This is a genomic window from Thermoflexus sp. (genome assembly GCF_042408815.1).
Lineage (GTDB): Bacteria > Chloroflexota > Anaerolineae > Thermoflexales > Thermoflexaceae > Thermoflexus.
In genome coordinates this window covers 1-19,931 of the sequence record NZ_JBHOQR010000015.1, presented here as the reverse complement: position 1 = coordinate 19,931, position 19,931 = coordinate 1, and the positions used below count along the sequence as shown (strand labels likewise).

The 19,931-nt window shown below is 64.8% G+C and carries 19 protein-coding genes; all 19 read left to right on the top strand.

The features are described from left to right. Positions 1 to 74: 74 nt before the first annotated feature. Positions 75 to 428, top strand: coding sequence for a hypothetical protein (locus ACFMO3_RS05455; RefSeq protein ID WP_376789425.1), 354 nt, complete (start codon positions 75 to 77; stop codon positions 426 to 428). Then, positions 425 to 2,155 (top strand): c-type cytochrome, encoded by a 1,731-nt coding sequence (locus ACFMO3_RS05450; protein ID WP_376789424.1) that lies wholly within the window; start codon positions 425 to 427, stop codon positions 2,153 to 2,155. The genes ACFMO3_RS05455 and ACFMO3_RS05450 overlap by 4 nt, the downstream gene beginning before the upstream one ends. Beyond that, the gene (ccmA, locus tag ACFMO3_RS05445; protein ID WP_376789461.1) at positions 2,155 to 3,714 is read left to right on the top strand and encodes a heme ABC exporter ATP-binding protein CcmA; all 1,560 of its coding nucleotides are present in this window, start codon (positions 2,155 to 2,157) and stop codon (positions 3,712 to 3,714) included. Before ACFMO3_RS05450 ends, ccmA begins: the two co-directional genes overlap by 1 nt. A 67-nt stretch (positions 3,715 to 3,781) precedes the next feature. Beyond that, a complete protein-coding gene (locus ACFMO3_RS05440) occupies positions 3,782 to 4,477 on the top strand; it encodes a cytochrome c biogenesis protein (RefSeq protein ID WP_376789423.1) in 696 nt (231 codons plus the stop codon). Between the two features lie 35 nt (positions 4,478 to 4,512). After that, complete coding sequence (locus ACFMO3_RS05435) at positions 4,513 to 4,671, top strand: CcmD family protein (protein WP_376789422.1); 159 nt, start codon at positions 4,513 to 4,515, stop codon at positions 4,669 to 4,671. Further along, positions 4,658 to 5,467, top strand: coding sequence for a cytochrome c biogenesis protein CcdA (locus tag ACFMO3_RS05430; RefSeq protein ID WP_376789421.1), 810 nt, complete (start codon positions 4,658 to 4,660; stop codon positions 5,465 to 5,467). Before ACFMO3_RS05435 ends, ACFMO3_RS05430 begins: the two co-directional genes overlap by 14 nt. Beyond that, positions 5,460 to 5,996 (top strand): redoxin domain-containing protein, encoded by a 537-nt coding sequence (locus tag ACFMO3_RS05425; RefSeq protein ID WP_376789420.1) that lies wholly within the window; start codon positions 5,460 to 5,462, stop codon positions 5,994 to 5,996. Before ACFMO3_RS05430 ends, ACFMO3_RS05425 begins: the two co-directional genes overlap by 8 nt. A gap of 125 nt (positions 5,997 to 6,121) precedes the next feature. Next, positions 6,122 to 6,493, top strand: a complete 372-nt coding sequence (locus tag ACFMO3_RS05420; RefSeq protein WP_376789419.1) for a hypothetical protein — start codon at positions 6,122 to 6,124, stop codon at positions 6,491 to 6,493. Positions 6,494 to 6,533: 40 nt separating this feature from the next. Beyond that, on the top strand, positions 6,534 to 7,517 hold the full coding sequence (locus ACFMO3_RS05415; protein ID WP_376789418.1) for a response regulator: 984 nt from the start codon (positions 6,534 to 6,536) through the stop codon (positions 7,515 to 7,517). After that, positions 7,514 to 8,542, top strand: a complete 1,029-nt coding sequence (locus ACFMO3_RS05410; protein WP_376789417.1) for a BMP family ABC transporter substrate-binding protein — start codon at positions 7,514 to 7,516, stop codon at positions 8,540 to 8,542. The genes ACFMO3_RS05415 and ACFMO3_RS05410 overlap by 4 nt, the downstream gene beginning before the upstream one ends. A 33-nt stretch (positions 8,543 to 8,575) precedes the next feature. After that, positions 8,576 to 9,001: a Uma2 family endonuclease gene (locus tag ACFMO3_RS05405; RefSeq protein ID WP_376789416.1), complete on the top strand. Its 426-nt coding sequence runs from the start codon at positions 8,576 to 8,578 to the stop codon at positions 8,999 to 9,001. Positions 9,002 to 9,183: 182 nt separating this feature from the next. Continuing rightward, complete coding sequence (gene lon, locus ACFMO3_RS05400; protein WP_376789415.1) at positions 9,184 to 11,589, top strand: endopeptidase La; 2,406 nt, start codon at positions 9,184 to 9,186, stop codon at positions 11,587 to 11,589. 28 nt (positions 11,590 to 11,617) lie between these two features. After that, complete coding sequence (locus tag ACFMO3_RS05395) at positions 11,618 to 12,991, top strand: glycosyltransferase family 4 protein (protein WP_376789414.1); 1,374 nt, start codon at positions 11,618 to 11,620, stop codon at positions 12,989 to 12,991. Continuing rightward, complete coding sequence (locus tag ACFMO3_RS05390; protein WP_376789413.1) at positions 12,988 to 13,971, top strand: glycosyltransferase family 2 protein; 984 nt, start codon at positions 12,988 to 12,990, stop codon at positions 13,969 to 13,971. Before ACFMO3_RS05395 ends, ACFMO3_RS05390 begins: the two co-directional genes overlap by 4 nt. Positions 13,972 to 13,989: 18 nt before the next feature. After that, the gene (locus tag ACFMO3_RS05385) at positions 13,990 to 15,489 is read left to right on the top strand and encodes a glycoside hydrolase family 26 protein (protein ID WP_376789412.1); all 1,500 of its coding nucleotides are present in this window, start codon (positions 13,990 to 13,992) and stop codon (positions 15,487 to 15,489) included. Between the two features lie 3 nt (positions 15,490 to 15,492). Further along, positions 15,493 to 16,839: a glycosyltransferase family 4 protein gene (locus ACFMO3_RS05380; RefSeq protein WP_376789411.1), complete on the top strand. Its 1,347-nt coding sequence runs from the start codon at positions 15,493 to 15,495 to the stop codon at positions 16,837 to 16,839. A 13-nt stretch (positions 16,840 to 16,852) separates the two neighbouring features. Then, positions 16,853 to 17,797 (top strand): glycosyltransferase family 2 protein, encoded by a 945-nt coding sequence (locus ACFMO3_RS05375; RefSeq protein ID WP_376789410.1) that lies wholly within the window; start codon positions 16,853 to 16,855, stop codon positions 17,795 to 17,797. A gap of 56 nt (positions 17,798 to 17,853) precedes the next feature. Further along, positions 17,854 to 19,017: an NAD(P)/FAD-dependent oxidoreductase gene (locus tag ACFMO3_RS05370; protein ID WP_376789409.1), complete on the top strand. Its 1,164-nt coding sequence runs from the start codon at positions 17,854 to 17,856 to the stop codon at positions 19,015 to 19,017. 29 nt (positions 19,018 to 19,046) lie between these two features. Further along, positions 19,047 to 19,931, top strand: an 885-nt coding sequence (locus ACFMO3_RS05365) for a Wzz/FepE/Etk N-terminal domain-containing protein (RefSeq protein WP_376789408.1), incomplete at its 3' end; no start/stop codon positions are given.

The following is a 19,931-nucleotide window of genomic DNA, read 5'->3' as shown; positions in this document are numbered from 1 at the left end:
AGGGGGGAGGAGCCCTTTATCCCTTCAGGGATCCGGGGGACCTGTATCCTAATGCCCTTGCTGGACCAAGCGGGATGATGAACGAGACGATCGCAGCGCTTCTACTGCTGTTTGGGGTTACGGTGCTTGTGCTCGCATATGTCCTGCAGCCGCTCCGGGAGAATCGAGCCCGTGGGGAAGCGCCTGCCTGGCTGGCCCTCCAAGATCAGTATGAGCGGGTGCTGAGCATGTTGCGGGATCTGGAGACCGACTGGCGCACCGGGAAGATCCCGGAGGAGGACTACCATGAGCTGCGCCGGCGCTACCTGGAGGAGGGCGCCGCGTTATTGCAAGCGCTTCAGGAAGAGAACGAAACGATCGGCGGGAAGGCCCGGGTCGAGGCGGCGGTCCAGGCCCGCCGGGCGCAACTCCGGAGGAAAGGCGCATGAACCGCAACCGACCCGCGGGACTGGTGCTCGGGCTAGCCATGGGATTTCTGGCCGGATGCTCCTTGACCCTTGCGGCTCCCCCTCCGGCGGGCGATATCCCTTTTCGCACTCAACCTTGGCCCACGCCCACGCCGTCCCTCCCCCCCGTCGGCCTTTCCCTGCAAATGGGTCGCTCGCTCTTCCAGGAGCACTGCGCGAGCTGCCACGGCCTGAGGGGGCGAGGGGATGGACCGCAGGCTGCCACCCTCCGGGCTCGAACCCCGGACGCGCGTCTGGATCTCACCGAGAGCCTGGCCCGGCGTGCTGCCTCCCTTCGGGACTGGTTCCAGGTGATCACCCAGGGCCGGGTGGAGCGGGGGATGCCCCCATGGTCGACGACGCTCAGCGAGAGCGAGCGCTGGGCGGTGGTGCTGTATGCCTGGTCCCTCGCGGTGCCGCCGGAGCTGATGGGGGAAGCGGAGAGCCGATATCGGGAAGCCTGCGCGGCCTGCCATGGGGAGGATGGCCGGAAGGGGCCTGTTCCCCTCGCCGATCCCCAGCGGGTGCTGGAGCGTGCGCCGGCAGCCTGGTTGGAAGCCCTGCAGCCGGGGCGCATCCCGGCCCATGCCGGGCTGCCGGAACTCTCGACGGACCTCCAGCAAGCCCTGATCGCTTATCTGCCGCAGCTGGCCTTCTCGATTGCGGACGGAGCGGCCCTTCAACCGCCCCGTCCGGTGGCCACGGGCTCGGTGAGCGGTCAGGTCCTCCATGGGACCACGGAGACGCCGGCTGCGGGCGTGACGGTGACCCTGTATGCTATGATGGAATCCTTGCCTGTTTTCTCCCGTACGGTCTCGACCCGGGCCGATGGGACCTTCCGGTTCGACACCGTGCCGGTTTACCCGGAGGCCGTGTATCTTCCGGTGGCGGAGTGGCAGGAGGTGGCCTATCCCGCCCCCCATCCGCTGACGCTGACTGCGGGCCACGAGGTCACCGTCACCCTCGTGGTCTTCGATCGAGGGACGGATCCCGGCGGGATCCACATTGATCAGGTCCACTGGATCCTGCAGCCGCTGGCCGATCGCCTCTTCGTCACCGAGGTGTGGGTGTTTTCGAACCGGGGAACGACCACCTATGGCGGAGCCGGGAGCCCGGGGATGCTCTTCTTCCTGCCGCCGGGCGCCTCCCATCTCCAGATCTCCGAGGGGACGCTGGGGGTTCGATATCGTCAGGCGGGGGATCAGTTGATCGATACGGCGCCGATTCCACCGGGGACGGGGTATCAGACGACGTTCGGGTATGAGCTGCCGCTGGCCCAGGCGCGGGCGCTTCCGCTGCGCTCGGCCTATCCGGTGGATCGCTGGAACCTGCTGATCGCGGGGGGAGCGCTGCAGGCCTCCGGCGCTGGGTTGCGGGATCTCGGGATGCGCACCCTGGGGAACACGACGTATCATCTTTATGAAGTGGATCCGCCGGCCCCGGGTCAGACGCGAACGGTTGCCCTGCGGCTGCGCTCGTCTGTTCCCCCATGGCTGATCCCGCTCCTTCTCGCCCTAAGCGCGGGGGCCGTTCTGGGCTTCTTCCGCCTCTGGCGCGGGCAGGAGGCGGATCTCATCGACGAGATCGCCCGGCTGGATAAGGCCTACGCGGCCGGGGAAGTTGAGGAGGCGACCTACCGGCGGCGACGGGCCGCTCTCATGGCCCGAGCGATCCGTCGCGGGCAGGCCGGAGGCCCTTCGTCCGGGTGATGCCCTGGGGCGCCTCGGGAGGCTTCCCGCTGGATACGTGTTGCGCGGCAGTGGACAGGTTGCCGATGCTCCAGCTGGAACGGATTTCCAAAGCCTTCGGCCCGCGTTGGGTGTTGTGGGAGATCTCTCTGGCGGCGCATCCGGGAGAGATCGTGGCGTTGATGGGGCCGAACGGGGCCGGCAAGAGCACCCTGCTCCGGGTGGCGGCGACGCTCCTCCGCCCCACATCCGGACGGGTCCGAATTGGGGATTCCTGCTGGCCGCCGGATGGCGCGGGGGTTCGGGCGCAGGTGAGCCTGCTGAGCCATCAACCCTGGCTGTATCCGGATCTCAGCGCGGAGGAGAACCTGCGTTTCTATCAGCGCCTCTATGGCTGGCCGGAGGATCCGGAGGCGATCGAAGAGGCGCTGAGGCGGATGGGCTTGGCCGACCGCGCGCGGGATCCGGTGCGGAGCTTCTCGCGAGGGATGCTGCAGCGGCTAGCGCTGGCCCGCGCTTTTCTTTCCCCGGCCCCTGTATTGCTTCTGGATGAGCCGTTTACAGGCCTGGATGTGCTCGGGATCGAGGAAACCCGCGAGGTCATCCGGGAGCTGGCAGCCCGGGGGCGCGCGGTGGTGGTGGCGCTCCACGATCCCGCCATCGCCGATTTCGCCCATCGGGTGGTCGTCCTGGTGGGCGGCCGCCTGATCGCGGAAGGCGCCCCCATGGCTTTCCGGGAGAAGGCCCTTCAGGAGCTCTATCAAGCGGGGATGGCTCCCCGGCGTCGTCTCGCCACCGGGGGGCCTGCCCTTCGATCCGAAGAGGGAAGCTCCTCCCTCTGTGTGGAGCGCTCCCCTGGGGTCGATCTGGCCCCGGCGGAGATCCGATCTCCTCACGGTGCCCGGGGGAAGGGGCGTGAGCTTCGCGCGCTCCGGGCGTTGCTTGGGAAGGACCTGCGGATCGAGGGGCGGGGGCGGGAAACGCTGACCCCGCTTTTGACCCTGGCCGGTTTAAGCCTCTTCCTATTCGGAACGGCGTTCGAGCTGCGCCCGGACCTCGCCCGTTCTTTTGTCCCGGTCTTCTTCTGGATGCTCCTGCTCTTCGCCAGCAGCCTGGGCGTAGGGCGGATGATGGCGGCGGAGATGGATCGAGGAACGTGGGAGGGGCTTCTGATGGTGCCGGGGGATCGGAGCCTCCTGTTCGCGGGCAAGGCGATGGTCCATGGGCTGCTGCTGGGGCTGGTGATCCTGATCTCCCTGGCCGCCGCGGGCGTCTTCTTCCACCTCTCCCTGTGGGATCCCGGCATCCTCCTGCTCATGGCCCTGGGGGCCATTGGGCTCTCGGGAGGGACCACGCTGCTGGCGGCGATGGCCATGGCCACCCGATCCCGCGAACTGCTCCTACCGATCCTGCTGTTCCCGGTGGCGGCCCCCCTGGTCATCGCCGGCATCCAGGGGACCCGGGCGATCCTGGAGGTGGATCCTTCCGGCTGGTCGATGTGGCTGCAGATCCTCATCGCCTATGACCTTCTTCTCTTTGCCGTGACGGGGATGGTGTTCGAGGAGGTGGTCAGCGCATAGCGCCGGGTGGTGTTGTGGCCGTGTTCCCAGATATGCCCTTTCTCTCCCTTGGATGGAGGAGGCCTTCATGCGAGCGTGGGAGCGGATCTGGTTGGGGATGACCATTGCCCTGATGATCCTGGCGACCCTCGCCGTCTTCCTTTACGCGCCCCGCGAGGCGAAAATGGGGGATGTGCAGCGGATCTTTTACTTCCACATCAGCACAGCGTGGTCGGGCTTTCTGGCCTTCGCCGTGGCCCTCGCCAGCGCGATCGCTTACCTGCGGACGCGGTCGGCCCGCTGGGATCAACTCGGCCATGCCGCGGTGGAAGTCGGGCTGGTGTTGCTCACTATGGCGATCGTCACGGGCTCCCTCTGGGCCCGCCCCGTGTGGAACACGTGGTGGACATGGGATCCGCGATTGACCACCACGACGATCACCTGGGTGGTGTATCTGGCTTATCTGCTCCTGCGGAATGCGGTGGAGAATCCGGAGACCCGGGCTCGCTTCGCGGCGGTTTACGCCATCGTGGCCTTCGTGACCGTGCCCCTCACGTATCTTTCGGCCCGCCTGCTGCGCACGATCCATCCGATCGTGCTCGGTCCCAGCGTCTCCTCGGAGGCCCAGGGGCAGTTCGGCCTGACGCCCCGCATGGTGCACACCATGGTGATCAGCCTGATCGCCTGGACATTGCTGTTCAGCATGCTCCTCGGGATGCGCTATCGGGTCCAGCGGGCCCAGGAGGCCCTGGAGGCGCTGGAAGCGGCGACGGAGGCATCCTGAGGCTGCACCCTCATCCTGTTCCCGGAGTTCGTCCGATGGGCTATCTGGTCGCAGCGTATCTGGTCTTCTGGGGGATCACGTTCTTCTATGTGTTTTACCTGTTGCGCCGACAGCGGGCGCTGGAAGAGCGCATCGCCCGCCTCCGCGCGCGGCTCAACCCGGAGCAGGGGGAGGGAAGCGATGCCCTCCGGTGAAGAGGGAATGCTGGCTCTCCGCTGGCGCACGTTCTCCCACGCCCTGGCCTTCGTGCTGGGGTTCTCCTTCGTGTTCGTCTTCGCCTGGGGCGGGGCGGCCACCCTCCTCGGCCGGCTCTTCTTCGAGGGACGGGACTTCCTGGCCGCCCTCGGGGGAAGCGTGGTGGTCCTGATGGGCCTGGGGATGCTGGGGGTTCGGATCCCTCTGCTCTACCCCTTGATGATGTCCGAGTGGCGCCCGCATCTCCGGGAGGCCCGGTCGTTCAGCTACCTGACCTCGGGGCTGATGGGGGTCTTTTTCGCCGCAGGATGGACCCCGTGCGTGGGCCCCACGTTGGGGGCGATCCTCACCCTGACCTTCCGGCAAGAAACGGCAGGCCAGGCGCTGGGGCTGCTGGCCGCTTACGCCATCGGCCTGGGTCTTCCCTTCCTGGCCATGGGGCTGCTGCTCGATCGCGCCCTCGCCGGGATGCGGCGGATGCGGCGATACCTGCCGGCCTTCCACTTCGCCAGCGGCATGCTGCTCCTCCTCATCGGCGGGATGGTGCTGCTGGACGTGCTGTCCCGCTCCCTTTCGACTACGACGCTGCCCCTTTGGGTTCCCACGTTCACCCATCTGCGCATCTGGACGTCCCAGCTGGGCCTGTTCCTCGATGTAGGACCGGGCGCGGGGTTGGGCTATCCGGTCGCCTTCCTGGCCGGCCTGCTCTCGTTCTTTTCGCCTTGTGTCTTCCCTTTAGTCCCGGCCTATCTGGGCTATCTCAGCGGCCGGAGTTTGGGAGGTATCCATGGGTAAGCGGGCGATCGCGCTCCTGATGCTGCTCGCCATGGCCTGTCAGCGCCTCCCTGGGAGGAATCCGACGCCCCCCGTTTCCACCCCGGTTTCCATAGGCCTGACCACCGGGATCCCGGCGCCAGATTTCGAGCTGGAGCGCCTGGATGGGGGAACGGTGCGACTGAGGGATCTGCGGGGAAAGGTCGTGCTGCTGAACTTCTGGGCGACATGGTGTGGGCCGTGCCGCGAGGAGATGCCGTTGCTCGCGCAGATCTATCGGGATTACCATGACCAGGGCCTGGAGATCTTGGGGGTGAACCTCACTTCCCAGGACGATGTTTCGGAGGTGCGGAAGTTCGTGGAAGCATTCGATCTGCCCTTTCCCATTCTGCTGGATCACAACGGTCGGGCAGAGCGCGCCTATCGCATCTTCGGGGTTCCCACCACGGTTTTCGTGACTCGGGAGGGGGTTATCCACCGGGTGGCGGTGGGCATCCTGAAGGGCCGTGAGGATGTGGAGAAAACCATCCGGCCCCTGCTGAGTCGCTGATGTTGGCCGATCTTTCCCCTTCCCCCGTTGCTGTTTCCCTCCGGGGGTTTTGGGGATCGGATCCCTACCCGAATGCCTGGCGGCACAGGATTGCATTCCCCATCCGTTCACAACCGGGCATCCCTATGGGGACGCTGATCACCCTGCACGATGGGCTCAGCCGGACGATCTTGTTCTTCACCCTGATCTGCGCGCTGTGGGGGTTCTGGCGCTACCTGCGAGGGGAGGGGGTCCGCGGGGATTTCTGGGGGGCGTTGTGGATCCTGGAGGGGGTGATCCTCCTCCAGGGGCTCCTGGGCGTGACAATGGTCCTGATGCGGCTCTGGCCCGCCCGGGGCGGCCTGCACTTTTTGTATGGGATCGTCCTGGCGCTGGCCCTTCCCCTGGTTTACGCTTACACCCGCGGCCGCGATGGGCGCCAGGAACAGTTGCTTTACAGCATCGCGCTGGCCATCATGATTGGGCTAACCCTTCGAGCGATCACAACCGGCGGCTGATGGTTCGCTGATCCCCTTTCACCGGTCAAAGATGGCGAAGGTGCCCTGTGTGCTGATCATCGATGATTCCATCGATGTGCTGCAGACCCTGAGCGACATCCTCGGGGTGGCGGGCTATGCGGTGCGCACCGCGCCCAGCGCCGAGCGGGCGCTCCAGATCCTGGAGGGCGCGGCCGTCGATCTGGTGATCACCGATCTGCGGATGGGCGGGATGGGAGGGATGGCCCTCATCCGCCGCCTGCGGGAATCTTGGCCGGATCTCCCGGTGGTCGCCCTCAGCGGCTTCGCGGACGCCGAGACCGTGGCCCAGGCCTTCCGGGAAGGGGCGGTGGATTTCATCGCCAAACCGTTTACCGCCAGCGAGGTCCTGGAGACGGTAGCGCGGGCCTTGGCCCACCGATCGGCCGGCCCCTCCTCTGCTCCTGTTCCCCATGCGCTTGTCGCTTCCCAGGGCCTGACCCCAGATCAGCGGGAGCAGGCGGAAGAGATCCTGCGCACATTGCAGGGCCGGCTGGGGGCGGAGCTGACGCTGCTAACCGGATCCCAGGGCGAGGTGCTGGCCGCCCAGGGATGGGTATCCGAGTCGGTGGCTCAGGCCGTGGCCCGGGCGATCGCCCAGATCGGGGCGCTCCTGGAAACCCTGGCCTTGGCTCTTGGTGAGCCGGCTTTCGCGGCCCAGATGTGGGAAGGGGCGCAACGCGCCCTCTATGGGCTTCGTCTGGAGCCCGGGCGCTTTCTGGTGGCGGTGGTTCCTCGCACCGTGAAGCCCGGGCTGGCCTGGCTGGAGCTCCGGGACGCCATCGCCCGGCTGAGGAGGCTGGAGGCAGCGCCTTCCCTGGCCGAGGCCGTCCCTCCCGAGCAGCCCTCCCCGGCGGAATCTCCCCCTGAAGCCATCCCTTTCCTCGAAGAGGGGGAAGCGTTCCCGGTGCCTCTCGAAGGGGAGCTGCTCAGCTACGATGAGGCTCGGGCCCGGGGCCTGATCCCGGATCTGGAGGAAGAGGAAGGGGAAGGGCGCGCGGGATGAAAGGATGGCTCCGGATCGGCCTCGCGGGGATCCTTCTGATAGCCGGTTGTGCAGGGAAAGGGGGAGAGGCCCGGCCCTCACTGACCTCGGTGGTTCTCCTCATCCAGGGGGTGGAAGGCGATCGAGGCCCCTTCGATTTCGCCGCGGCGGGCGTCGCCGCCTTCCAGCGGAGCGAGGGCGTGCGCGTTCCGCTGCTGGCGCTCGGGGAGGATCCCATCGCCTGGGAACGGATGATCCGGGAAGCCGTTCGGGAGCCCGATCGCCGGCTTTTCATCATCGGGATGGAAGGCCCCGCTCGCCTCGGCCTAGAACAGGCGCGGATCTTCCCCGGCAAGCGCTTTGTCTTGCTCGGCCTGGAGGATCCGGGGGAGATCCCAGCGAATGTGCTGGTTCTTTCATGGGATGCATGGGAAGCCGGCTGGCTGGCCGGGTATATCGCGGGCCATCTCGTTGGACAAGAAGGATCTGATCGAAGGTCTGGGCGGCGGATTGGGGCGCTGGCCGGCCCAGGGGCCTCGGTGGCTCTGGAGGGATATCGGTGTGGGGCCTGGGCGGCGGGGGTGCGCTCCGATGGGATCCTCCTGGAGGAGATCGCCACGACTTCGGACCCGGTCGCGGGTTTCAAGGCGGCGCTGCGGCTGTATGAGCGGGGCGCGGAGATCCTCAGCGGGCTGGCCGGAGGGAGCAGCGCCGGCCTTTTCGAGGCCGCGGCGGCCACGCGGCGCTACGCCATTGGGTTTGGGGAAGACTGGGGGGCGCGCTACGAGGCCATGCGCTCCCCGGCCTTTGAGGCGCTCCTGGGCTCGGTCACCCCGGCGATCGACGAGGCGGTGCGGCGGATCCTGCGTCAGAGCCGGCGGGGGGAGCTGCCGTTCGGGATGCGGTGGACGCTGAAGCTGGAGGAAGGGGGCTTCGTCTGGCGGGGAACGCCGGCCTTTTTCCGGATCGCGCCCTCCTGGCTCCAGCGGCAGATCCGGGAGCGCGCGGTGCATCCCCACCCGTGCCCGCAGGGATTCGGGGGATGAAGGCCTGTCGGTAGAATGAGGCCGGAGGTGGACATGGCTCGGGCGGCCGCGCAGCCTGTCCGTTTGGAGAGCCATGAAGCCTTCCGCCGGTGGGCGGAGGATCAGCCAGGCTACTGGATCCCAATGCGGGGGATTCCCATGGATGCGAAGCTGGGGGAGGACACGGTGTATCCGCCGGACCTCCGGGTGGTACTTGTGGGAGCATGCAGATCGGCTGCGGGAGACCCATGTGGTTTCGCCGTCAACGGCCCATCTCGATCTTCTGGAGAAGCGCTACAATTACGGGCGGGGGTGCCGGAATCCTGGGTGGTGGATCCGGAGACGCGGACGGTTGAGGTCTATGGGCTGGAAAGGGATCGGCTCGTGCTCATCGAGGGAGCGCGGGGGGAAGGCCGGGTGCGCAGCCGTCGGATCCCCGGCTTAGAGGGGGACATCACCGCGCTCTTCCGGGATTTGTAAGGGCGTCGAATGAATTCGACCTCATGGGCCTTTGGCGGGTGGTTGGCCTGTGCCGGCCGACGCTTAGCGCGGAGTGCCTCGGGAGGCCGATTTCCAATCGGCGTGAAAACCGAGACCTCCCCCGCTGGCGGCTTTGATAGAATCTCGATACCCTCGAAAGCGAGCGACAAAAGGCGGGCATGATGGCGTTGGAGTCGGTTCTGGGACAGGAAGCACAGGGCCAGCGGGTCGAGGGGGAGGAGCTGGTGGAGGCGGCCATCCTCCCTTTGCGGGACGTGGTGGTCTTCCCCCGGATGGTGACCCCGATCCTGGTGGGCCGCGACAAATCCCTGCGGGCGGTGGAGGCGGCCGTCCAGCGGGAGGAGCCGCTGGTGGTCCTCACCCAGCGGGAGGAGCACATTGAGGACCCCACGCCGGAGGATCTATATACAGTCGGGACACTGGTCTCGGTGGCCCGCGTGCTGCGCATGCCCGATGGCACCACCAGCGTCCTGGTTCAGGGCCAGCAACGGGCCCAGGTGGTGGAGTTCCTCCAGCAGGAGCCCTACCTACGGGCTCGGGTCCGCCTCATCTTCGAACGGACGGACCGGCCGCCGGCCACCGAGGCACTGATGCGGGCCGTCCTCTCCCAGTTTGAGCGGGTGGTGCAGCTCGACCGGGCGGTTCCGGAAGACGCGTATGTCTTCGCTATGAACATCGACGAGCCGGGCTGGCTGGCGGATCTGATCGCCAGCACCCTGAACCTGAAGGCGGCGGAGCGGCAGGAGCTCCTGGAGATCTTCGAGCCCTCCGCCCGGTTGTTGCGCCTTTCCATCCTGCTCGCCCGGCTTCTGGACGTGCTCGAGCTGGAGAGCAAGATCCAGGCCCAGGTGCAGCAGGAGGTCGACCGCACCCAGCGGGAGTTCTACCTGCGGGAGCAAATGAAAGCCATCCAGCACGAGCTGGGGGAGGTCGACGTCTACACCCAAGAGATCCAGGAGCTGCGGGCGCGGATCGAAGCCAAGAACCTTCCAGAGGAGGTGCGGGCCCGGGCGGAGAAGGAGCTCAACCGCCTCGCCCAAATGCCGCCCCTCTCCCCGGAGGTTAGCATCATCCGCACCTACATCGACTGGATCCTGGAGCTCCCGTGGACCGAAGAGACAGAAGACAACCTGGACATCGCCCACGCGGCGGAGGTGCTGGAGCGGCATCACTACGGGCTGAGGAAAGCCAAGGAGCGGATCCTGGAGTTCCTGGCCGTGCGCAAGCTGGCCGGGGAGCGCAGCCGCAGCCCTATCCTGTGCTTCGTGGGCCCGCCGGGCACCGGCAAGACCTCCCTGGGGAAAGCCATCGCCGAGGCCCTGGGCCGGCGGTTCGTTCGCGTTTCCCTGGGGGGCATCCACGACGAGGCGGAGATCCGGGGCCATCGCCGGACCTACATCGGCGCCCTGCCGGGACGGATCCTGCAGGGGATGGCCCGGGCGGGGACCATCAATCCGGTTTTCATGCTGGATGAAATCGACAAGATCGGGGCTGACTTCCGCGGGGATCCGGCGGCGGCGCTCCTCGAGGTGCTGGACCCCGAGCAGAACCATGCCTTCTCGGACCATTATCTGGAGATCCCCTACAACCTTTCCAAGGTTCTCTTCATCACCACGGCCAACATCCTGGACACAATCCCGCCGGCGCTGCGGGATCGCCTGGAGGTGATTGAGTTCCCGGGCTACACCGAGGGGGAGAAGGTGCAGATCGCCCGGCGGTTCCTCATTCCCCGTCAGATCGAAGAGAATGGGTTGCAGGGGATCCCGCTGAAGATCACCGATGGGGCCCTGCGGCGGATCATCCGGGAGTACACCTCGGAGGCGGGGGTGCGGAACCTGGAGCGGGAGATCGCGGCCATCTGCCGCAAGACGGCGCGGCTGGTGGCGGAGGGGAAGCTGTATCGGCGGGTAATCACCCCGGCGGCCCTGGAGCGCTATCTGGGGCCTCCGCGTTACGACTACGGCCGGGCGGAGGAAGTGGATCAGGTGGGTGTGGCCATGGCCCTGGCCTGGACCGAAACGGGGGGCGAGGTGATGCCGGTGGAAGTGACCCTGATGGAGGGGAAGGGCGTTTTGCTGCTCACGGGCCAACTGGGGGAGGTGATGCAGGAGTCGGCCCAAGCGGCGTTGAGCTATGTGCGTTCCCGGGCGCGCGATTTCGGGATCCGGCCGAAGCGGTTCGAGAAAACGGATGTGCACCTCCATGTGCCGGAGGGGGCGATCCCGAAGGACGGGCCTTCGGCGGGGATCACCATGGCCACGGCCCTGGTGTCGGCCTTCACGGGGATCCCGGTGCGGCGGGACACGGCGATGACGGGGGAGATCACCCTGCGGGGACGGGTGCTGCCCATTGGGGGGTTAAAGGAGAAGATCCTGGCTGCCCATCGGGCGGGGATCCAGCGGGTGATCCTGCCCAAGAAGAACCAGCGGGACCTCGTCGAGCTGCCCCGACGGGAGATCCGGGGCATGACCTTGATCTTCGTGGAGACCATGGAAGAAGTCCTGCAAGCGGCCCTCGTCCGCTCTCTCCCCGCCCTCCGATCCAGGGTGAGGGGGCACCGGCGTTAAGGCCGAACCCCTTCCTGAGGAGAGAACCATGGCGGACTTGTTGATTATCACTCATGAACACATTGGACCACGGATGGCTGGCCCAGGGATCCGGGCGTGGGAGATGGCTAGAGCCCTCGCTCGTTCAGGCTGGGACGTGCTCTTGGCCACGCCCTATGCGGAGATCCCAGGGGAGGGATCTCTGTCCATTGTGGGCTTCACATGGGAGGACCCGGTTTCCTTGGAGCAGTGGCTTAAATCCGCTCGTGTGGTCATGGCTACAGGCCCTGTCCTCAGTCGAGTGGTTCATCAGCGGCAAGCGCCTCTCCACCAGCCCACCATCGTAGACCTCTATTACGTTCCGGAAATTGAAATTGTCCTCTTAAATATACAAAAAGAAACAACCGATTTTTTGATTGATTTATTAATCGAAGAAACTCTGGTATATCTTTGCCATGGAGATTTCTTTCTTTATGCTACAGGGCGTCAGCGCGATTTTTGGTTGGGGGCTCTATGGATGGCTGGGCGGCTGAATGATCGGATGCTGGTTGGGGATCCAGAGCGCTGGATGGCTTGTGTGCCGATGGGCATCCCGGAGGATCCCCCCCATGGGGGCCAGCGAGTCCTGAAAGGAGTGGTGCCAGGGATACGGCCTGAGGATAAAGTGGTGCTCTGGATGGGTGGAATATGGGAGTGGACGGATCCGATCACCCTGGGCGAAGCAATGGAGCAAGTTCTACGGCATCACTCGGAGGTCCGGCTGGTCTTTGGAGCCGCCCAGCATTACGATGAACGGGTGGTTCCTCCCATGTCCAAGGCTGCGCAATTTCTCCGGTGGTGTCGTGAAAAAGGTTGGCTGGGCCGATATGTGTTTTTCTTGGATTGGATTCCTTATGAGCAGCGAGGGCTTTATTTGCTGGAGGCGGATATAGGGATCAGCCTGCATGATCATCCGCTGGAGAGCCGTTATGCGGTGCGAGCTCGCTCGCTGGACTATCTCTGGGCCTCTCTGCCGTGTGTGCTGAGCGCTGGGGATGAGCTGGCGGATTTGATGAAGGCCCATGGGTTGGCCCGTGTGGTTCCTCCCCGGGACCCCTGCGCGGTCGCGGATGCCTTGTTAAGCTGGCTGGACAATCCGCCTTCTCGCGAGCAGCTGGCTCGACAGACCATGCCTCTGCGCGATCGGCTGCGGTGGTCTGTTGTGGTTCGACCGATTGAGGCCTTCCTTCGAGAGCCCCGCATGGCTCCGGATGCGCCCCATGCGCGACAAAGGGCATTGCATTGGATCAGGCTTCGCGTAGAGAATGATCGCTTGCGGTCAGAGAATGCGGCCTTGCGGGCGCATCTGGAGGCTGTCCGACAGGGTCGGATCGTTCGAATGCTGAACCGAATCTATCGGATCTGGGGGCGTACCTTCTTATGAAGGAGCGAATCACCATCGTTTTGTTGACCAAGAATGGCGAGCGTTATCTAGGAGAGGTCCTGGAGGCGATTTTCGCCCAGCGCGTGGATTTGCCCTTTGAGGTGCTGGCTATTGATTCCGGATCCCGGGATCGCACCAAGGAGATCCTCCGCCACTATCCGGTTTGTCTCATCGAGATCCCTCCACATGAGTTCAATCACGGGGAAACGCGCAACTTAGGAGCACGCCTAGCTCATCCAGATACGTGCTATCTGGTCTATCTATCGCAGGATGCAACACCGGCAGATGAAGAATGGCTGGCCGCCCTGATTGAGCCCCTGCGAGAGGATAATCAGGTGGCGGGGGTATTCAGCCGCCATCTGCCTCGTCCAAGTGCCTCCCCTTCCCTGGTGCGCCAGCTGCTCACTCGATGGCAGACCGGTGGGACGGAGCGTCTGGTAAAGCGGATGCCTGCCTCTCCGGAGGATTTCGAGGCCAATCGGTTTTTTTATATTTATTTCTCGAACACCAGCTCGGCCATCCGACGCCGTATATGGGAGCAGATCCCCTTCCGTCCCCTCCTCTTTGGGGAGGACGCAGATTGGGCAGAGCGGGTTCTTCTCGCTGGCTATGCTCTGGTGTTTGAGCCTCGGTCCCGGGTTTTTCATTCCCATGACTATGGGTTGCTGGAGCTCTTCCGGGAGAACGCGGACTATGCGGCGGCTTTCCGGGAGCGTTTCGACCCGCCCGCATACCGGGGCTTTGGCCTCCAGGCGGTGTTGCGCGGGGCGATCCGGGAGAGTTGGGAAGATTGGCGATTCATCTGGCGTCATCCACATTTCCGCGAGCAACCCCTTCAGCGTCGTCTTTTCTGGATGCTTTACAGCCCCGCTTGGCATCTGGCCGTCGGGCTCGGCACTTACTGTGGGATCCGCGGGTTCCCCCGTCGACCCGGGTGGGGGCGTTATCTGTCCCGGCAGGAACGTGTCCGCCGCATTTGATTCGCAAGGAGGTTCTGCATGGGTATCCGGTCCGTGCTCCCGCGCATAGGGGTTTTGGGGCTCTTGGGAGCTTCCATTTACACCTGGAGAGCCGGGCAGGCTTGGGAAGGACTCGGCCCCAATGGGTCCACCCTCAACCCTTCCGGCCCGGCCCAGGTCCTGGGCCTGGCCCATGCCATCCATCTCCGGCCTACGCTGAACTATGGTCAAGAGATCATGGATTTTAGTAACTTGGTGGGCAAACGCCCTGCGGTAGTGATGTATTTCCTGGATTGGCAAGGCGATCCCAATGCCTCCGGGTTAGAGCGTTACTTTGATCCCTATCTCTTGAACACGATCAGCAACACTCTTCCGGTCTCTGCGCGGCCCGCCATTATGCTTACATGGCAGCCCCTTCATGGCCGGAGAGCAACTGGATGTGCGCAGGATTACCCGGGAGCTATCCCGCTTCTGGACATCCTAGATGGGAAATGCGATTCTTACATCCAGGGCTTTGCTCAGGCCCTTAAGAAGCGGCCGGAGCGGTTTTTGCTCCGTTTCGCTCATGAGATGAACATCTCGGATTCCCCATGGTGGGTCGGGCATATCGGCGCGGATCCCTCGCTCTATGTGGCCGTCTGGCGGCATGTCCACCGGATCTTCGAGGAAGAGGGGGTTTCCAACGTGGAGTGGGTGTGGAGCCCGAATTATGCCAGCAATCCCCCCGATCCATGGAACGATCTGCACGCTTATTATCCCGGCGATGATGTGGTGGATTGGATCGGCTTAAGCGGATACAACTGGTATACCACCCGTCCCCCGGGGATCTGGCGCACCTTCCCCGAGCTCTATGACGCGGTCCTGAAGGATCTAGCCTGCTCCTATCCAAAGCCTCAGATCATCGCCGAGATCGGCTCGGTGGAGGGAGACGGTGCGACGTTTTCCAAGGCGGCATGGATCCGGGATGCTTACAGCCGGGCGCCCTCTTATCCTTTCCTGCGCGTCATCCAGTGGTTCAACGATTACGCCTATGCCGATCCAAGCAGCGCGGATTTCCGGGTGACCACCAGCACAGCCCAGGATGGGTCCGTCCAGCCGTTGCCGCCTTCGAGCGGGGCCTGGACTTCCGCGTATCGGGACGCGATAGGGGATCCTGTTTACACTACCACCTTGCCAGCCCTGTCTGTTGCCACGCCCCCCAGCCGGTTCTGCGGAGGCGATCCCTTCACGCTCGCGCCGAACTTTCTCCTCCTCCCCCGCACAGGCGAAGCGGTGGTCTCGATCACGGGCATTGGATACACCGTTTCCCTCACACTCACTCCCATGCCGCCCCCTGGGATCTCCGCAACCCTGCCGGGGAACCTCTGGAACCCGCCATGGGCGGCTTCGTCGTTGCGCATCCAAACGGCAAACACTCCCTCGGGGTCCTATACCGGAGGCGTGCGGATCCAGGGGCCCGGGCTCTCACGCACGCTCCCTTTCACCGTCGAGGTGGTGGATCGCGTTTATTCGATCTGGATCCCAAGGGTGCGGAGGTAGGCCGTGCGGCTGCTTTACGTGGCGAACGGATTCCCGCCCACCGCTCTGGGAGGTGTGGAGGTTTACACGTATGAGGTGGCGCTGGCGATGCAGCGGCGCGGCCATGATGTATGGGTCTTCTGCCGGGAAAGCGATTTCAGCCGACCGGACTATACGCTCCTCCGGGATGAGGTCCATCGTATTCCGGTTCTCCGAGTGGTCAACGACTTCAAAAACGCTACACGCTTCTCACACTTATACGAGGATGATCGGATCGAAATTTTGTTCCGAGAAATCCTTTTTGAGGTCCGCCCCGATCTCGTCCATTTTCAACATCTGATCGCGCTATCCGCCCGCCTGCCGGAAATCGCAGGTCGGATGGGTTATCCAGCCCTGATGAGCCTGCATGATTTCTGGCCCCTGTGCCATCGGGTGCACTTGATGGACCGCTGGGGCCGGATCTGCCCAGGACCTTTCCGGGGGGGGGATTGCGTGCGTTGCGTCTTCGGTTCCGGGGAGGGGATCGGCCTCCTGACCTGGCTTCGTCGCCTAAGCCTGTGGGCGCCTCCGTCGATCCGCCGTTGGTGGGCGCGCCGTCGAGGAGGCGCGCCCGTTTTGCCATGGCCTTCCGAAGGGGAGGAAAGCTTCTGGTTGCGCCACCGCGCGTTTCAGGCTGCCTGTCGCGAGTGTCAGCTTTTGTTGGCCCCTAGTGCCTTCGTGCGTGAGGTGTTCATGCAAAATGGCTGGGAGGGGACAGAAATTCAGGTGCTTCCGCTGGGCATTGCCCTCCCGGAGGGAGATTCCACCGCTGAGCGAAAGCCCCCCGCGGATATGGGCCTGCGCATCGGATATATCGGGTGGTTTCAGCCCCAAAAGGGCGTCCACCTGCTTCTGAAGGCCTTTCGCCGTCTCCCCAGCGATCATGTTTCGTTGCATCTTTTCGGACCCTTCGATCCCGCTCACCCTTACGCGCGCTCCCTCCAGGCGGAAATTCGACAGGATCCCCGGGTGCATCTACACGGCCCCTTCCCCCCCGAGGATCGGCCTCGGGTTTATGCGCAGCTGGATCTCCTGGTGATCCCCTCCCTCAGCCCGGAGACGTTCTCCCGGGTCGCCCGGGAGGCTCTTGCCCACGGCGTCCCGGTGATTGCGTCCCGGGTTGGGGCGCTGGCGGAGGTGGTGATTGACGGCGTCAACGGCTATACATTCCCGCCGGGGGACGAGGAAGCCCTCTTGCGGATTCTGGAGCGTGTGGTGAGAAACCCTGAGCGCCTGCGGTCTCTGGACCTGCCTGGCCCGGTGTCTCTCCTCTCCGTCGAGGCACACGTTCAGGCTCTGGAACGGATTTATCAAGAACTTCTCTTGGGTTAGGATCGCCGCTCGAATGCGGGCGTTCGCTCCGGTTAGCGTGGTGATCCCCACATGGCGGGGGGCAGCGTGGCTTCCGCGCTGTTTAGAGGCGCTCTCCCGCCAGACCTGTCGTCCGTGTGAGGTCGTGCTCATTCAAAACGGCGGCCCGGCTCTGGAGCTCTCTCCCCCGCCTGAGCTTCCATTGCGCTTCCATCGGAACCCGATCAACCTGGGCTTTGCAGCAGCGGTGAACCAGGGGATCCGGATGACTCAGGCTCCCTACGTGGCCGTGCTGAATGACGACGCCTTCCCGGAGCCGGAGTGGCTGGAGTCCCTTCTGGAGGCCATGGAAGCGGGTCCTGAGATCGGATCCTGTGCCAGTCTCATGGTGTTCGCCCACCGGCCGGATATCGTTCAGAGCGCGGGGATCGCCATCGACCGGGCGGCCATCGCCTGGGATCGCCTGCGCGGGCATCCGGTGGCGCAAGCGCAGGCCCCGGCGGAGGTCTTCGGGGCCTCCGCCGGGGCGGCCCTTTACCGGCGCGCTATGCTGGAGGCGCTGAAAGGATTTGATGGGCGCTTCTTCGCTTACCTTGAGGATGTGGATCTGGCCTGGCGGGCGCAGATCGCCGGCTGGCGGTGCATATACGTTCCTCGAGCGCGAGTCCATCATCTCACCAGTGCTAGCCTGGGGGAGGGCGCTCCCTTGCACCGTTTCCTGCTGGGGCGCAATAAGGTGTGGCTGGTGGTTAAGAACGCGCCGGCGAGGGATCTACCTCTTGTCTGGCTGTATGATCTGTTGGGGGTCGTCTATGCCCTGGTGCGCCGGCGTGATGGGTGGGCTTTGAGGGGTCGACTGGTGGGCCTTCGGGGCATCCGTCCGTTCCTGGCGGAGCGACGCCCAGGATCCCCCCGGGTGCTCTCCCCGCTGGCGCCTCCATGGCATGTCCCCCGGCGATGGTCCCTTCCCCCGGCCTGAACGGGGTGCTTGACATCCCTCCCCCCTCGTAATATTTATGGTTAGGAGGGATCATCATGATGGCAAGAGACGAAAACTCCATCCGCATTATCGGGGGCTCCATCGCCGGTCTGTTCGCCGCGTGGCGGCTGGCCGCCGCTGGGCGGCCAGTGGTGGTCTATGAGCGGGACGAGGCGATGGCCGGGCCTCGCACGCTGATTGTCACCCCTTGGCTGCGCCGGCTGTGGCCTGATTTCCCCTCGGAGGGGATCCGCCATCGGATCACTGGGTTCGATCTGTGGGCAGGAGGGGTTCGGCGCATCCTCCTGTTGCGGGAGCCCGACTGGGTGATCGAGCGGGCGGAGGTGCGCGCCTACCTGCTGCAGCTGGCTCGGTCTGCCGGGGCGGAGATCCGAATGGGATGGTCCTTCGTCGGGCGGGAGGGGAGCCGGCTGATCTTCCGTCGTCTAGATGGGACCGAGATCCGAGAGGAGAGCCGGGTGATTCTCGCCGCCGATGGCGCGCGGAGCCGAGTGCTGGCCGCCTTCGGGCTGCCCAGACCCCCTGTCCTGCTCCTGCTGCAGGCCCGGGTCCGGTTGCCCGTGTGGGCGGATCCTGGGCGGGCGATGGTGTGGTTTGTTCCAGAGGACACGCCGTATTTTTACTGGCTGATCCCGGATTCTCCCCGGAGCGGGGTGCTGGGCCTAGCCACGGAGCCTGGCTGTCCCATCCGGACCCTGCTGGATCGATTTCTGGGGCGCTTGGGGCTGGAACCTCTTGCCTACCAGGGCGGCATGGTAGCCACCTATCGACCCGATCTTCCCTGGCGGGTGGTGCGGGATGGGCATGTGATCTTCCCCATCGGGGATGCGGGCGGCCAGGTGAAGATGACCACGGTGGGGGGAACGGTGACCGGGATCTGGGGCGGGATGGCGGTGGCCCACGCCCTGCTGGGACAGGGGTGGGGGATGGCCCGGCGCCTTCAAGCGGAGCTGGGGGCTCATTATCTCGTGCGGCGGGTCCTTTCCCGATTCACCCGGGAGGACTATGAGCGCCTGCTGTGGGGGCTGGGCCAGCGGGCCGCCCGGACCCTGGGGGAGGTTCCCCGGGATGCTCTGGCGGCGGGGGTATGGCGTCTGCTCTGGGCTCAGCCCGGGCTGGTAAAATATCTGCTCGATCTGCTACGCGAGGGAGCCCTCGCCGATTTTGTGCCCAGAAGCCTGCGTTATCGGTTTCCATGATGGGACAGCTATTCTATTAAGAGGTTGTCATGATGTCGAATGAACCCGAAGCGTTTACCACTGACTTTTTAGAGATCGACTTGTTGGCTTGGCTCCGAACTGTCATTCGGGCCTGGAAGTTGCTTGTAGGTATAATGATATTGGCTTTGTTGGTCGCTGGAATTTATACATTACTTCAACCGCGATTGTATAAAGCTACCGCGGTTTTAGTGACAGGTCAGGCGTCTGCTCAGACGTCTCCGGATCCCCAGCTTGTGGCGCGCACGGCCCTGGAGGTGGCCCTTAGCGACCGCATGGTTTCGGAGGTCTATGACCTGGTTCGGCCGCATCATTTCCAGGACCGGAATGCGCTTCGCCGGGCCATGGAGGCTACGGTGGGGCGGGATCCGCGTCTGGTGCGGCTGACGGTGTGGAGCCCGGACCCGACGGAGGCGGCGGCCATTGCCAACACCTGGGCCCGGTTGGTGGTGGTGCGGGTGGACGACGTTTACCTGGGCCGCCCTCCCACGCCGGCTTCGGCCTTGGGCCAGACGAACCCGGACCTCGGCGAGGCCGTCAATCCGGTCCTCCTGCAGATCCAGCGGGACGCCGCCCAGGCGGACCTGAAGGCCCTGCAGGGAGCGGTTTACGGCCTGGAGGGGGTTGAGCGGGATATCCGGGCCCTTCGGGAGCGGGTGGCCCGGGCCGACGGAGACACGTTCTCGCTGGAGGACCAGCTGACGGCCCTCTTTCTGCAGTTGCGGGTTTTCGGGATAGGCGCTCCCGAACGGATCGAATTCGGAAGCGACCAGCTCGGGGGTCTCACGAAGGACCGACAGGCTCTGCTGGCCCGGCTAGACGATTTAATCCAGGTGGTGACCACCCGGCGAGGGGAAATGGAAGCGCGGATGGCTGCCCGCCGGGCCACGGTCGAG

What these genes read in the sequence shown, in the direction of transcription:
- ACFMO3_RS05455 (WP_376789425.1), top strand. Translation starts at nt 75, where the DNA reads ATGATGAACGAGACGATCGCAGCGCTTCTACTGCTGTTTGGGGTTACG.
- ACFMO3_RS05450 (WP_376789424.1), top strand. Translation starts at nt 425, where the DNA reads ATGAACCGCAACCGACCCGCGGGACTGGTGCTCGGGCTAGCCATGGGA.
- ccmA (WP_376789461.1), top strand. Translation starts at nt 2,155, where the DNA reads ATGCCCTGGGGCGCCTCGGGAGGCTTCCCGCTGGATACGTGTTGCGCG.
- ACFMO3_RS05440 (WP_376789423.1), top strand. Translation starts at nt 3,782, where the DNA reads ATGCGAGCGTGGGAGCGGATCTGGTTGGGGATGACCATTGCCCTGATG.
- ACFMO3_RS05435 (WP_376789422.1), top strand. Translation starts at nt 4,513, where the DNA reads ATGGGCTATCTGGTCGCAGCGTATCTGGTCTTCTGGGGGATCACGTTC.
- ACFMO3_RS05430 (WP_376789421.1), top strand. Translation starts at nt 4,658, where the DNA reads ATGCCCTCCGGTGAAGAGGGAATGCTGGCTCTCCGCTGGCGCACGTTC.
- ACFMO3_RS05425 (WP_376789420.1), top strand. Translation starts at nt 5,460, where the DNA reads ATGGGTAAGCGGGCGATCGCGCTCCTGATGCTGCTCGCCATGGCCTGT.
- ACFMO3_RS05420 (WP_376789419.1), top strand. Translation starts at nt 6,122, where the DNA reads ATGGGGACGCTGATCACCCTGCACGATGGGCTCAGCCGGACGATCTTG.
- ACFMO3_RS05410 (WP_376789417.1), top strand. Translation starts at nt 7,514, where the DNA reads ATGAAAGGATGGCTCCGGATCGGCCTCGCGGGGATCCTTCTGATAGCC.
- ACFMO3_RS05405 (WP_376789416.1), top strand. Translation starts at nt 8,576, where the DNA reads ATGGCTCGGGCGGCCGCGCAGCCTGTCCGTTTGGAGAGCCATGAAGCC.
- lon (WP_376789415.1), top strand. Translation starts at nt 9,184, where the DNA reads ATGGCGTTGGAGTCGGTTCTGGGACAGGAAGCACAGGGCCAGCGGGTC.
- ACFMO3_RS05395 (WP_376789414.1), top strand. Translation starts at nt 11,618, where the DNA reads ATGGCGGACTTGTTGATTATCACTCATGAACACATTGGACCACGGATG.
- ACFMO3_RS05390 (WP_376789413.1), top strand. Translation starts at nt 12,988, where the DNA reads ATGAAGGAGCGAATCACCATCGTTTTGTTGACCAAGAATGGCGAGCGT.
- ACFMO3_RS05385 (WP_376789412.1), top strand. Translation starts at nt 13,990, where the DNA reads ATGGGTATCCGGTCCGTGCTCCCGCGCATAGGGGTTTTGGGGCTCTTG.
- ACFMO3_RS05375 (WP_376789410.1), top strand. Translation starts at nt 16,853, where the DNA reads ATGCGGGCGTTCGCTCCGGTTAGCGTGGTGATCCCCACATGGCGGGGG.
- ACFMO3_RS05370 (WP_376789409.1), top strand. Translation starts at nt 17,854, where the DNA reads ATGATGGCAAGAGACGAAAACTCCATCCGCATTATCGGGGGCTCCATC.